This is a genomic window from Citrobacter sp. Cpo037 (assembly GCF_030332945.1).
Classification (GTDB): domain Bacteria; phylum Pseudomonadota; class Gammaproteobacteria; order Enterobacterales; family Enterobacteriaceae; genus Citrobacter; species Citrobacter portucalensis.
Genome location: NZ_JAOWGW010000062.1, coordinates 232996 through 245661 on the forward strand (window position 1 = coordinate 232996; position 12666 = coordinate 245661).

Consider the following 12666-nt stretch of genomic DNA (forward strand, 5'->3'; position numbering starts at 1 on the left):
CACATACACAACACGCATAACGGAGCCGTGATGGCAGGAAACACAATTGGGCAACTCTTTCGCGTAACCACTTTCGGCGAATCACACGGGCTGGCGCTCGGTTGTATTGTCGATGGTGTTCCGCCGGGCATTTCTCTGACAGAAGCTGACCTGCAGCACGATCTCGACAGACGCCGTCCGGGCACATCGCGCTACACTACGCAGCGTCGTGAGCCGGATCAGGTGAAAATCCTCTCCGGGGTGTTCGAGGGCGTTACCACAGGCACCAGCATTGGCCTGCTGATCGAAAATACCGATCAGCGTTCACAGGATTACGGCGCGATTAAGGACGTTTTTCGTCCGGGACACGCCGACTATACCTATGAGCAAAAATATGGCCTGCGCGACTACCGTGGCGGCGGACGTTCATCCGCACGTGAAACAGCGATGCGCGTGGCGGCCGGAGCGATTGCCAAAAAATATCTGGCGGAAAAATTCGGCGTTGAGATCCGCGGCTGCCTGACGCAGATGGGGGATATTCCGCTGGAGATTAAAGACTGGTCCCAGGTGGAACTTAACCCGTTCTTTTGCCCGGACCCGGATAAACTCGAAGCGCTGGATGAACTGATGCGCGGGCTGAAGAAAGAAGGTGACTCCATCGGAGCTAAGGTGACCGTTGTTGCACGCGGTGTACCTGCGGGTCTCGGCGAACCTGTATTCGACCGCCTGGATGCCGACATCGCCCATGCGCTGATGAGCATTAACGCCGTTAAGGGCGTTGAGATTGGCGATGGATTTGACGTTGTTGCGCTGCGCGGCAGTCAGAACCGTGACGAAATCACCAAAGAAGGTTTCCAGAGTAACCATGCGGGCGGCATTCTGGGCGGGATCAGCAGCGGGCAACAAATCATTGCTCATATGGCGCTGAAACCGACGTCCAGTATTACCGTTCCTGGGCGCACTATTAACCGCTTTGGAGAAGAAGTCGAAATGATCACTAAAGGTCGCCACGATCCGTGCGTAGGGATCCGCGCCGTACCGATCGCCGAGGCGATGCTGGCGATCGTATTGATGGATCACCTGCTGCGTCAGCGGGCGCAAAATGCGGACGTGAAGACCGATATTCCACGCTGGTAAGAGATGAAAAAAACGGCACTTGCGGCGCTGGCTCTGTTTGCCAGTACCGCCTGTCTGGCGGCGACGCCCTGGCAGAAAATTACCCATCCGGTTGCGGGCAGCGCGCAGTCTATCGGCGCGTTTTCCAATGGCTGTATTGTTGGCGCAGATACGCTGCCTGTCCAGTCAAAACACTATCAGGTGATGCGCACCGATCAGCGTCGTTACTTTGGCCATCCGGATCTGGTGAGGTTTATCCAGCGTCTGAGTAATCAGGCCAATAGTCAGGGGCTGGGCACGGTGTTAATCGGCGATATGGGTATGCCGGCCGGTGGGCGATTCAATGGCGGTCACGCCAGCCACCAGACGGGATTGGATGTGGATATTTTCCTGCAACTGCCGAAAACGCGCTGGACCCAGTCGCAACTGCTGCGGCCGCAGGCGTTAGATCTGGTCTCACAGGATGGCAAACGTGTTGTGCCGTCACTGTGGAAACCGGAGATTTTCAGCCTGATCAGGCTGGCTGCAAAAGATAATGAAGTAACGCGTATTTTCGTGAATCCGGCGATTAAGCAACAACTTTGTCTGGATGCAGGGACCGACAGGGACTGGTTGCGTAAAGTGCGGCCGTGGTTCCAGCATCGTGCGCATATGCACGTGCGGTTACGTTGCCCTGCCGACAGCCTTGAGTGTGAAGATCAACCGTTACCGCCACCGGGTGACGGCTGTGGCGCAGAGCTGCAAAGCTGGTTCGAACCTCCAAAACCTGGAACCACCAAGCCTGAGAAGAAGACACCGCCGCCGTTGCCGCCTTCCTGCCAGGCGCTACTGGACGAGCATGTACTCTAATGGATCATTTTGCCTCTCTGTTTATGGTGTCGCCACTGCTGTTAGGTGTGCTTTTTTTTGTGGCGATGCTGGCAGGTTTTATTGATTCTCTGGCCGGAGGCGGTGGTCTACTCACCATCCCGGCATTGATGGCGGCCGGGATGCCACCTGCGCAAGCGCTGGCGACCAATAAGCTGCAAGCCTGCGGGGGATCTATCTCTTCCTCCCTCTATTTTATTCGTCGGGGTGTGGTTAATCTGGCGGATCAGAAGCTCAATATCTTCATGACCTTTATCGGCTCAATGAGTGGCGCGCTGTTGGTTCAACACGTGCAGTCAGATGTTCTGCGCCAGATCCTGCCAGTATTGGTTATCTGTATTGGCCTTTACTTTCTGTTGATGCCGAAAATCGGGGAAGAAGACCGACAGCGTCGACTGCATGGGTTGCCTTTTGCGCTGGTGGCCGGGGGATGCGTCGGCTTTTACGATGGCTTTTTTGGTCCGGCGGCGGGGTCGTTCTACGCGCTGGCTTTTGTCATGCTGTGCGGATACAACCTGGCGAAATCGACGGCTCACGCCAAAGTATTAAATGCCACCTCGAATATCGGCGGGTTGTTGCTGTTTGCTCTCGGCGGCAAAGTGATTTGGGCGACAGGTTTTGTGATGCTCATTGGCCAGTTTATTGGCGCACGGATGGGCTCTCGACTGGTACTCAGCAAAGGACAAAAACTTATTCGGCCAATGATCGTTATTGTCTCCGCCGTGATGAGCGCCAAGCTACTTTATGATAATCATGGACAGGAGATTCTCCACTGGCTGGGGATGAACTAATGAATAATACGCATCACTACGAACAGTTAATTGAGATTTTTAACGGCTGCTTTGCCGATGAATTTAATACCCGTCTGATTAAAGGCGACGACGAACCGATCTATCTTCCAGCGGATGCGGAATTACCGTATCACCGTATCGTTTTTGCGCATGGTTATTACGCCAGTGCGTTACACGAAATTTCACACTGGTGCATCGCCGGTAAAGCCCGTCGTGAACTGGTCGATTTCGGTTACTGGTACTGCCCGGACGGACGCGACGCGAAGACACAATGCCAGTTTGAAGATGTGGAAGTGAAGCCGCAGGCGTTTGACTGGTTGTTTTGCATGGCGGCGGGCTACCCGTTTAACGTCAGTTGCGACAATCTGGAGGGGGACTTTGAACCGGATCGCGTGGTATTCCAGCGCCGTGTTCATGCTCAGGTGATGGAGTACCTGGAAAAAGGGATCCCTGAACGTCCGGCGCGTTTCATTAACGCGTTACAGAATTATTATCACACGCCTGAACTTACGGCGGAACAATTCCCGTGGCCCGAAGCGCTCAACTGAAGCCGCTGCCACGTTTACAATGAGGAAATAAGATGATCGCGGAGTTTGAATCACGCATTCTGGCATTAATCGACGATATGGTAGAGCACGCCAGCGATGATGAGTTGTTTGCCAGTGGCTATTTGCGTGGGCACCTGACGCTGGCTGTGGCTGAGCTGGATGCTGGCGAGGACCATTCCGCTGAGGCATTGTACGCCAATGTGACCAGCAGCCTGGAAAAAGCCATCAGCGCAGGCGAACTCTCGCCGCGTGACCAGGCGTTAGTGAAAGAGATGTGGGACACACTGTTCCAGAAGGCAACGCAATAATAATTGCAGTGGATTGTGCCGGATGGCGACGCGAAGGCGTCTTATCCGGCCTACGAGGACGGGAGTTGTAGGCCTGATAAGCGTAGCGCCATCAGGCAATGGCGAGATGGTATCTTATTTCACCGCTTTACCCTTCAATAACTTCCTTACCCACAGACGATTCGGATTCAGCGCTGCCAGCGTGTTGGCATCCATTGGTATGGGTTCATTGCTCATTTGCGATGCAAGAATTTCTGCACACAGCGGGGCAGTACACAGCCCGCGCGAGCCCAGCGCACCTAACATAAATAAATCGGAATACACCGGGGCGTTTACGGCGTGCACTTTGTCTTCGGCAAGAGTGGCATACTGGCTGAGCGTGGCGTCATAATCCGCGACGTTGCCGACCATCGGCATGTGATCGCGCGTGGCGCAGCGCACTCCACAACGGGCGTCATTGCCACTAACGTCTACTTCTTTTGCCCACGAGGCATTCGGGAAACAATCTATTAAGCGCTGACGGTTTTGCTGCTGATCGTCCGCGCGATACACCGTTTCTTCACTTCCGCGATGATAGCTGGCGCCAATGCAGTGCTGCTGGTTTTGCGGGTTGTGTGGCGTGAGGTAGCCGTCATAGCACAGCACCTGACGCAGCGCTGAAAGCGAAGGCGTGGTAGGAATGTGACTCACCTGACCGCCTACGGAGTACACCGGAAGCGACTGCGTTTGCTCAACGCCGTTAATGCGATGCCCGTTAGCCATAACTACAGCAGCGTGAGTGGCGGTGTCGCCACTGGAAAACGTCAATTGCCAGTGTTCTGTCTGCCGAGACAGCGAGGCCAGCGTATGTTGATACCGGGTGCGTAATCCCAGCGTTGCGGCGTAGTCGAATACGGCGGCGGTTAACTGTGCCGGACACAGCCATCCTCCGGCAGGGTACTGAATGCCGCCGCATCCGGTTTCTACGCCGGTCGTTTGTAAAACCTGCTCTGCGTTAACGCTGATGGCGAGCGCATCAGGCAATTCAAGGGACAGCATTTGGTCGATTTTTTGCTGGCTTTTTTCATCCCACGCCAGTTGTGTCACACCGCACCAGTCATGCGCGAACTCAACGGGGAGGGCGTCATACAGTCGACGAGCGAAGGTAAACGCGGTGGGGAAAAAGAGATTAATGGCCGCGTCATGCTTGCTGAGTAGCGGATAAAGCGCGCCCTGGCGATTGCCGGATGCACCCCCGGCTGGGTTATCGTCGGCGCAATAGAGAGTGACCTGCCAACCGCGACGCAGTAACGCCAACGACAGCAATGCGCTGGCAATCCCCCCGCCAATAATGGCGGCTTCGCGTTTATCTGTTCCGGTACGTGCAAACCACGGCGCCGAGGAGGGGAGCGTCAGCGTCTGTTCCATTACGCCACAGAGCATTTCGCGTTTGCGACCAAAGCCTTTGCATTTTTGCATCGTAAACCCGGCTTCCTGCAACCCCCGGCGCACAAAGCCAGCTGAGGTGAAGGTCGCCAGCGTACCGCCGGGACGAGCCAGACGGGCCATTGCGTTAAACAGCGTTGGCGTCCACATATCCGGGTTTTTTGCCGGAGCGAAACCGTCCAGAAACCAGGCATCCACTTTTTGATTCAGGGAGTCATCGAGCTTACTGGTCAGTTCGTTAATATCGCCAAACCACAGATCCAGCGTGATACGTCCTTCATCAAGGAGCAGGCGATGGCATCCCGCCAGCGGCAGCGGCCATTGCTCTTGCAGCGCCGTGGCCCACGGGGCAAGTTCTTGCCAGTGCTGATGGGCTAAGGTTAAATCTTCGCGCGTCAGTGGATATTTTTCAAAGCTGATGAAATGTAATCTTTCCAGGGTAGCTTCGGGATGGGTATCGCGAAAATCGGTAAATGCCTGCCAGAGTGTCAGGAAGTTAAGTCCGGTGCCAAACCCGCTTTCTGCCACCACGAAGAGGGGCCGTGAATGCGCAGGGAATCGCTGGGCGAGATGATTCCCGCCGAGAAAGACGTAACGTGTCTCTTCCAGCCCGTTATCATTGGAAAAATAGACATCGTCAAAATCTCGGGAAACAGGTGTACCCTCAGCGTTGAATTCAAGGTTTGCAGGTTGTATAGCGTATTGTTTCACGTAAGTTACTCGTCTGGCAGGCTGTGCCCCGATCTTAGCGATGAGTGCCTGGCTGCGCAAATTTCCACACTAAATGGCTGATCGGACTTGTTCGGCGTACAAGTGTACGCTATTGTGCCACTCGAAACTTTAAAATAGTGCGACTTACAGAGGTATTGAATGAAACGTGCAGTGATTACTGGCTTGGGCATCGTTTCCAGCATCGGTAATAACCAGCAGGAAGTCCTGGCATCTCTGCGTGAAGGACGTTCAGGGATCACTTTCTCTCAGGAGCTGAAGGACTCCGGCATGCGTAGCCACGTTTGGGGCAACGTAAAACTGGATACCACTGGCCTCATTGACCGCAAAGTAGTGCGCTTTATGAGCGACGCATCCATCTATGCATTCCTTTCTATGGAACAGGCAGTGGCTGATGCCGGCCTTGCAGCAGAAGATTACCAGAACAACCCGCGCGTTGGCCTGATTGCAGGTTCCGGCGGCGGCTCCCCGCGTTTTCAGGTGTTCGGTGCTGACGCAATGCGTAGCCCGCGTGGTCTGAAAGCGGTTGGCCCGTATGTGGTCACCAAAGCGATGGCGTCCGGCGTTTCTGCCTGCCTCGCAACACCGTTCAAAATCCACGGCGTAAACTACTCCATCAGCTCTGCCTGTGCGACATCTGCGCACTGTATCGGTAACGCGGTAGAACAAATTCAGCTGGGCAAACAGGATATCGTTTTTGCTGGCGGCGGCGAAGAGCTGTGCTGGGAAATGGCGTGTGAATTCGACGCAATGGGCGCGCTGTCTACTAAATACAACGACGATCCATCCAAAGCTTCCCGTACCTATGACGCACACCGTGACGGTTTCGTTATCGCTGGTGGTGGCGGTATGGTCGTGGTCGAAGAGCTGGAGCATGCGCTGGCACGTGGCGCGCATATCTACGCGGAAATCGTCGGTTACGGCGCAACGTCCGATGGCGCAGACATGGTTGCTCCGTCTGGCGAAGGCGCAGTACGTTGCATGCAGATGGCGATGCACGGCGTAGACACCCCGATCGACTACCTGAACTCTCACGGTACCTCTACTCCGGTAGGCGACGTGAAAGAGCTGGGTGCAATCCGTGAAGTGTTTGGTGATAACAGCCCGGCCATCTCTGCGACTAAAGCCATGACCGGTCACTCTCTGGGTGCGGCTGGTGTGCAGGAAGCTATCTACTCTCTGCTGATGCTGGAACACGGCTTTATCGCGCCGAGCATCAACATTGAAGAGCTGGATGAGCAGGCGGCAGGTCTGAACATCGTGACCAAACCGACCGAGCAGGCGCTGACTACCGTGATGTCCAACAGCTTCGGCTTTGGCGGCACTAACGCAACTCTGGTTATGCGTAAGCTGAAAGCATAAAACAGTGTGCCGGATCTTATATCCGGCTCATGCTGTACAGTAAAGGGAGCCTGATGGCTCCCTTTTTTATATCGTTGACAATCGATCCGGTTTACAGGCAGACTCCAGCTTCAACATTATCCTCTTGATAATGCGTAAGCGTTTAACGTTATCCAACGCACCTTAATCCTGATAGTCAGGTAGAGGGGGCGTGGACATTCCTCGCCTTACTCTGCATTTTGGAGTAACGCATGACAGCTGTAACCCAACAAGAAAAAACACCTTCGGCGAACTTTTCGTTGTTTCGTATCGCTTTTGCGGTTTTCCTGACCTATATGACGGTCGGCCTACCTTTGCCCGTGATTCCTCTGTTTGTGCATCAGGAACTGGGCTATGGCAATACCATGGTCGGTATCGCCGTAGGCGTACAGTTTCTGGCAACGGTATTAACGCGCGGCTACGCCGGGCGCTTAGCCGATCAATATGGTGCTAAACGCTCGGCGCTACAGGGGATGTTTGCCTGTGGGCTGGCGGGCGCGGCGTGGCTTTTAGCCGCGCTATTGCCAGTTTCTGTCCCTGTAAAATTTGCGTTGTTAATCGTCGGGCGTTTGATCCTCGGTTTTGGCGAAAGCCAACTGCTCACTGGAACGTTGACCTGGGGGTTGGGGTTGGTCGGCCCAACACGCTCCGGTAAGGTGATGTCGTGGAACGGAATGGCGATTTACGGCGCGCTGGCCGCCGGTGCACCGTTGGGCCTGTTGATCCACAGCCACTTTGGCTTTGCAGCGCTGGCCGGGACGACGATGGTATTACCGCTGCTGGCATGGGCATTCAACGGCACTGTACGCAAAGTGCCTGCGCATGCAGGAGAACGTCCTTCGTTATGGAGCGTGGTAGGGCTTATTTGGAAACCGGGCCTGGGCCTGGCGCTGCAGGGCGTTGGCTTTGCGGTGATCGGTACGTTTATTTCACTCTATTTTGTCAGCAACGGCTGGACGATGGCGGGGTTCACCCTGACTGCGTTTGGTGGGGCGTTTGTGCTGATGCGCATTCTGTTTGGCTGGATGCCGGACCGGTTCGGCGGCGTGAAGGTTGCCGTTGTCTCTTTGCTGGTGGAAACTGCGGGGCTGATTCTGCTGTGGCAGGCCCCATCAGCCTGGATTGCGCTGCTCGGAGCGGCATTAACCGGGGCCGGGTGTTCGCTTATCTTCCCGGCCTTGGGTGTCGAGGTAGTGAAGCGAGTGCCCGCGCAGGTTCGTGGGAGGGCGCTGGGCGGTTACGCCGCGTTTCAGGATATCTCCTACGGCATAAGCGGTCCGGTCGCCGGGGTGCTGGCCACCGCGTACGGTTATCCCTCAGTGTTCCTTGCCGGGGCGATATCTGCCGTGGTGGGGATTATTGTAACGTTGCTTACGCTGCGTAAAGGTTAGGCGACCAGCCAGAAAATGGTTAACGCAATTATCAACGCAACAAACAGCAGTCCCGGTCGTGCCGACAGAGATTTAACCGTTTCAATCATCGGCGCGAACGGGCTGTAAATGGGCTGCAGATGGCGCGGATCGCTGAGCTCGCGTTCTCGTTCCACGCGCCGCAGGAAAATTTGATTGAGCAAGTCCTGCACCTGCACCGTGGTCAGAATCGATTGTGGTTGGATCTGATACGTCTGCTGTGCGTACTCTTTTATTGCTGTCAGCTCATTCGGCTCTAATGGCAGCTTCAGCGCCGCCTGGAGCGTTTGTAGCGTCGGGGCGCTTTGCAAGCTGAGCGTCTGGCGCGCCTGCAGCCAGGTGACCAGGTGCGTAAACTGTTTGGCAGGGATCAGCTCACCGCTTTTTACGCCAGACAACTCCAGCATCGACTGCCAGATCATCTTCCCGGATTCTCCCGTGGCCGCCGCCAGTTTGGTAACTAACTGGTTCAGCGTATTGTGCTCTGCGGGGAGCAACGGACGATCGGTGGCCGGGCGCTGCTGTGGCTGCGGTATCGACAGCTGCCCCTGTTGCAGTAGCGTGAGCACGTTCTTTAACTGCTCAGGCGTGAGCTTGCTGAGCGCCGTTTGCCCATACTGCTGACGGATAAAATCACTCACTGCCTGGCGATTATTTCCCTGGCTCAGTAATTCAGTGAGCTGCGAAAGCACCTGACGATTAACATGATTTTGCTGAGCAACCCCCAGCCGTTGATTCAGGTTTTGCTCAGCGGCTGGAAAGTGACGTGACTGCAGCGGCGTATCACTTTTGACGCCCAGATCGTGCTTCATTCCGGCCCACACCTCAGCACTTTGCTGCTGGGTGAGTGAAATCAAACGGGTAATAAGCCGTTCCAGCACAGTACGTTGTTGCGTGGATAACGGTTGTTCACCCGCAGCGGAAGGGGCATTATGGCCTTCGCCGGGAGGGCGTGCGGGCGTACCTGAAATGGGCTGCATCATCTCTGTTCCTTAAATCTGTGCTGACCAGGTCTCGCAGTATGCCTGGCGGCGAGATTATGGCACACTTGCCCGGTTAACTCTCGTTCTCAAACAGGTGCGAAAGACGTGAAAATCCTCGTTGATGAAAATATGCCCTATGCCCGCGAACTGTTCAGTCGTTTGGGGGAAGTCAAAGCGGTTCCCGGCCGTCCGATTCCCGTTGCTGAACTGGATGATGCGGATGCTTTAATGGTGCGCTCGGTGACGAAAGTAAATGAATCACTGCTTGGCGGAAAACCGGTTAAATTTGTCGGTACGGCAACCGCTGGCACAGACCATGTGGATGACGCCTGGCTTGCTCAGGCGGGGATAGGTTTTTCCGCCGCACCCGGTTGTAACGCAATAGCGGTCGTAGAATATGTTTTTTCAGCATTGCTGATGCTGGCGGAGCGCGACGGGTTTGCGTTACGCGATCGCACCGTAGGCATTGTGGGTGTGGGGAACGTGGGCGGGCGTTTGCAGGCGCGTCTGGAAGCGTTGGGGATCCGCACGCTGCTGTGCGATCCACCGCGAGCCGATCGCGGTGACGAAGGCAATTTCTGCTCGCTGGATGAACTGGTTGAGCAAGCCGATGTGCTGACTTTCCATACCCCGCTGTTTAAAGACGGGCCGTACAAAACGCTGCACATGGCGGATGACTCGCTGATTAGCCGGTTGAAGCCGGGCACCATTCTGATCAACGCCTGCCGTGGGCCGGTCATCGACAATACGGCATTGCTGAACCGATTGAATGCCGGTCAGTCGCTGAGCGTTGTGCTGGATGTCTGGGAAGGAGAGCCGGATCTCAATGTGGCATTGCTGGAGAAAGCCGATATCGGCACGGCGCACATTGCCGGGTATACCCTCGAAGGAAAAGCGCGTGGTACCACGCAGGTCTTTGAGGCCTATAGTAAGTTTATTGGTCACGAGCAGCACGTTGCGCTCAGTACCCTGTTACCCGCACCGGAATTTGGTCGTATTACCCTGCATGGCCCGTTAGATCAGCCAACGCTGAAAAGGCTCGTGCATTTAGTGTATGATGTGCGCCGCGATGATGCGCCGTTGCGTAAAGTCGCTGGAATTCCGGGTGAGTTTGATAAACTGCGTAAAAATTACCTTGAGCGTCGTGAATGGTCGTCTTTATATGTGATGTGTGACGACGCAACGGCTGCTGCCTTATTGTGTAAGCTGGGTTTTAACGCTGTTCATCATCCGGCACATTAATGTCTTCTTAATGCTCCCTGTCGAATAATGCGACAGGGACGCTTACGTATTTCTTGGAGTAAATCACCATGTCTGAAGGCTGGAATATTGCCATTCTGGGCGCAACGGGCGCCGTAGGCGAAGCCCTGCTCGATACGCTGGTTGAACGCCAGTTCCCGGTCGGTGAAATTTATGCGCTGGCGCGTAATGAAAGCGCCGGTGAGCATCTGCGTTTTAACGGTAAATCGGTCATAGTGCAGGACGTTGCAGACTTTGACTGGACGCAGGCACAGTTGGCATTTTTTGTTGCGGGCGCTGAAGCCACCGCCGCATGGGTAGAAGAAGCCACTAATGCGGGTTGTCTGGTGATTGACAGCAGCGGTCTGTTCGCGCTCGAGCCTGACGTTCCGCTGGTGGTTCCGGACGTTAACCCGTTCGTGCTGGCGGATTACCGTAACCGCAATGTGATTGCGGTGCCTAACAGTCTGACCAGCCAACTGCTGTCTGCGCTGAAACCGTTGATTGATGACGGTGGGCTTTCGCGTATTACGGTGACCAATATTATCTCAGCTTCCGCTCATGGCAAAAAAGCGGTGGATGCGCTGGCCGGACAGAGTGCGAAACTGCTTAATGGCATCCCGATTGACGAAGATGATTTCTTTGGCCGTCAGTTGGCATTCAACATGCTGCCGATGCTGCCCGATCGCGAAGGTAGCGTGCGTGAAGAACGTCGTATCGTTGATGAAGTGCGCAAAATTATGCAGGATGACGGCCTGCTCATCTCTGCCAGCATCGTGCAGTCCCCGGTATTTTATGGCCACGCGCAGATGGTGAATTTTGAGGCCCTGCGTCCGTTGGCGGCGGAGGAAGCGCGCGATGCGTTTTCACGCGGTGAAGACGTGGTGTTGTCGGAAGAGACCGATTTCCCGACCCAGGTTGGCGATGCATCGGGCACGCCGCACCTTTCTATTGGCTGCGTGCATAATGATTACGGTATGCCAGAGCAAGTTCAGTTCTGGTCTGTGGCGGACAACGTTCGCTTTGGCGGCGCGTTAATGGCGGTGAAAATTGCGGAAAAACTGGTGCAGGAGTACCTGTACTAATGTCTGACCAGCAACAGCCGTCAACCCATAAAATTGCGCTGGGCATTGAGTATGACGGCAGCAAATATTATGGCTGGCAGCGCCAGAACGAAGTGCGTAGCGTTCAGGAAAAACTGGAAAAAGCGCTCTCTCAGGTGGCGAATGAGCGCATCAATGTTTTTTGTGCAGGACGCACGGATGCGGGCGTTCATGGCACTGGGCAGGTCGTGCATTTTGAAACCACTGCCCAGCGTAAAGATGCGGCCTGGACACTGGGGGTAAATGCGAATTTACCTGGTGACATCGCCGTGCGCTGGGTTAAAGCTGTACCCGATGATTTTCATGCTCGATTTAGCGCCACGGCTCGCCGTTATCGCTACATCATCTACAATCATCGGTTGCGCCCTGCGGTTTTGGGTAAAGGGGTAACCCATTACTATGAACCGCTGGACGCTGAGCGTATGCATCGTGCGGCCCAGTGTCTGATTGGCGAAAATGATTTTACCTCGTTTCGGGCGGTGCAGTGTCAGTCGCGCACGCCGTGGCGAAACGTGATGCACATTAACGTCGAACGTTTCGGTGCATATGTGGTGGTGGATATTAAAGCGAATGCCTTTGTACATCATATGGTCAGGAATATTGTCGGCAGCCTGATGGAAGTTGGCGCCAACAACCAGCCGGAGAGCTGGATAGCAGAACTGTTAGCGGCAAAGGACAGAACGCTGGCAGCGGCAACGGCGAAAGCGGAAGGACTGTATCTGGTTGCGGTAGATTACCCAGACCGGTTCGACCTGCCAAAACCGCCTATGGGCCCGCTATTTCTGGCGGACTAATTTGAGTCGTATAAAG

The 12666-nt window shown here is 55.1% G+C and carries 12 protein-coding genes; 10 read left to right on the top strand and 2 right to left on the bottom strand.

What is annotated here, in order from left to right; genetic code table 11:
* Positions 1 to 30 precede the first annotated feature (30 nt).
* The 5 genes from aroC to OGX94_RS12935 are packed head-to-tail and all read left to right on the top strand — an operon-like array spanning position 31 to position 3609.
* Positions 31 to 1116, top strand: coding sequence for a chorismate synthase (gene aroC / locus OGX94_RS12915; protein WP_003834825.1), 1086 nt, complete (start codon positions 31 to 33; stop codon positions 1114 to 1116).
* Between the two features lie 3 nt (positions 1117 to 1119).
* Complete coding sequence (mepA, locus tag OGX94_RS12920) at positions 1120 to 1944, top strand: penicillin-insensitive murein endopeptidase (protein ID WP_063940571.1); 825 nt, start codon at positions 1120 to 1122, stop codon at positions 1942 to 1944.
* Complete coding sequence (locus tag OGX94_RS12925; RefSeq protein WP_003834821.1) at positions 1944 to 2753, top strand: sulfite exporter TauE/SafE family protein; 810 nt, start codon at positions 1944 to 1946, stop codon at positions 2751 to 2753. The genes mepA and OGX94_RS12925 overlap by 1 nt, the downstream gene beginning before the upstream one ends.
* Positions 2753 to 3301, top strand: coding sequence for an elongation factor P hydroxylase (locus tag OGX94_RS12930; RefSeq protein ID WP_003834819.1), 549 nt, complete (start codon positions 2753 to 2755; stop codon positions 3299 to 3301). The genes OGX94_RS12925 and OGX94_RS12930 overlap by 1 nt, the downstream gene beginning before the upstream one ends.
* Before the next feature lie 32 nt (positions 3302 to 3333).
* On the top strand, positions 3334 to 3609 hold the full coding sequence (locus OGX94_RS12935; RefSeq protein ID WP_003028163.1) for a YfcL family protein: 276 nt from the start codon (positions 3334 to 3336) through the stop codon (positions 3607 to 3609).
* 114 nt (positions 3610 to 3723) lie between these two features.
* Here OGX94_RS12935 and mnmC read toward each other — a convergent pair whose 3' ends face one another.
* Complete coding sequence (gene mnmC, locus OGX94_RS12940) at positions 3724 to 5724, bottom strand: bifunctional tRNA (5-methylaminomethyl-2-thiouridine)(34)-methyltransferase MnmC2/FAD-dependent 5-carboxymethylaminomethyl-2-thiouridine(34) oxidoreductase MnmC1 (protein ID WP_257661784.1); 2001 nt, start codon at positions 5722 to 5724, stop codon at positions 3724 to 3726.
* Positions 5725 to 5883: 159 nt separating this feature from the next.
* Between mnmC and fabB the strand changes: the two genes are divergently transcribed.
* Together fabB and OGX94_RS12950 are read left to right on the top strand one after the other, a co-directional pair.
* Positions 5884 to 7104: a beta-ketoacyl-ACP synthase I gene (gene fabB, locus OGX94_RS12945; RefSeq protein ID WP_046670107.1), complete on the top strand. Its 1221-nt coding sequence runs from the start codon at positions 5884 to 5886 to the stop codon at positions 7102 to 7104.
* A gap of 230 nt (positions 7105 to 7334) precedes the next feature.
* Entirely contained in the window at positions 7335 to 8513 is a 1179-nt protein-coding gene (locus OGX94_RS12950) for an MFS transporter (RefSeq protein ID WP_286569362.1), read from the top strand.
* Here the strand turns inward: OGX94_RS12950 and flk are convergent.
* Positions 8510 to 9511: a flagella biosynthesis regulator Flk gene (gene flk, locus OGX94_RS12955; RefSeq protein WP_286569370.1), complete on the bottom strand. Its 1002-nt coding sequence runs from the start codon at positions 9509 to 9511 to the stop codon at positions 8510 to 8512. The two genes, OGX94_RS12950 and flk, sit on opposite strands and share 4 nt — an antisense overlap.
* A 108-nt stretch (positions 9512 to 9619) precedes the next feature.
* Between flk and pdxB the strand changes: the two genes are divergently transcribed.
* The 3 genes from pdxB to truA all read left to right on the top strand — a co-directional run bounded on the left by pdxB (position 9620) and on the right by truA (position 12650).
* Positions 9620 to 10756 carry a 4-phosphoerythronate dehydrogenase PdxB gene (pdxB, locus tag OGX94_RS12960; protein ID WP_003834802.1) on the top strand — a complete coding sequence of 379 codons (1137 nt, stop codon included), beginning with the start codon at positions 9620 to 9622 and terminating at the stop codon, positions 10754 to 10756.
* 68 nt (positions 10757 to 10824) lie between these two features.
* Positions 10825 to 11838 carry an aspartate-semialdehyde dehydrogenase gene (locus OGX94_RS12965; protein WP_257661785.1) on the top strand — a complete coding sequence of 338 codons (1014 nt, stop codon included), beginning with the start codon at positions 10825 to 10827 and terminating at the stop codon, positions 11836 to 11838.
* Positions 11838 to 12650 carry a tRNA pseudouridine(38-40) synthase TruA gene (gene truA / locus OGX94_RS12970; protein WP_003028142.1) on the top strand — a complete coding sequence of 271 codons (813 nt, stop codon included), beginning with the start codon at positions 11838 to 11840 and terminating at the stop codon, positions 12648 to 12650. The genes OGX94_RS12965 and truA overlap by 1 nt, the downstream gene beginning before the upstream one ends.
* Positions 12651 to 12666: the final 16 nt, after the last annotated feature.

Excerpts from the sequence above, each read along its gene's own strand:
- aroC (WP_003834825.1), top strand. The coding sequence starts at position 31 with ATGGCAGGAAACACAATTGGGCAACTCTTTCGCGTAACCACTTTCGGC.
- mepA (WP_063940571.1), top strand. The coding sequence starts at position 1,120 with ATGAAAAAAACGGCACTTGCGGCGCTGGCTCTGTTTGCCAGTACCGCC.
- OGX94_RS12925 (WP_003834821.1), top strand. The coding sequence starts at position 1,944 with ATGGATCATTTTGCCTCTCTGTTTATGGTGTCGCCACTGCTGTTAGGT.
- OGX94_RS12930 (WP_003834819.1), top strand. The coding sequence starts at position 2,753 with ATGAATAATACGCATCACTACGAACAGTTAATTGAGATTTTTAACGGC.
- OGX94_RS12935 (WP_003028163.1), top strand. The coding sequence starts at position 3,334 with ATGATCGCGGAGTTTGAATCACGCATTCTGGCATTAATCGACGATATG.
- fabB (WP_046670107.1), top strand. The coding sequence starts at position 5,884 with ATGAAACGTGCAGTGATTACTGGCTTGGGCATCGTTTCCAGCATCGGT.
- OGX94_RS12950 (WP_286569362.1), top strand. The coding sequence starts at position 7,335 with ATGACAGCTGTAACCCAACAAGAAAAAACACCTTCGGCGAACTTTTCG.
- flk (WP_286569370.1), bottom strand. The coding sequence starts at position 9,511 with ATGCAGCCCATTTCAGGTACGCCCGCACGCCCTCCCGGCGAAGGCCAT.
- OGX94_RS12965 (WP_257661785.1), top strand. The coding sequence starts at position 10,825 with ATGTCTGAAGGCTGGAATATTGCCATTCTGGGCGCAACGGGCGCCGTA.
- truA (WP_003028142.1), top strand. The coding sequence starts at position 11,838 with ATGTCTGACCAGCAACAGCCGTCAACCCATAAAATTGCGCTGGGCATT.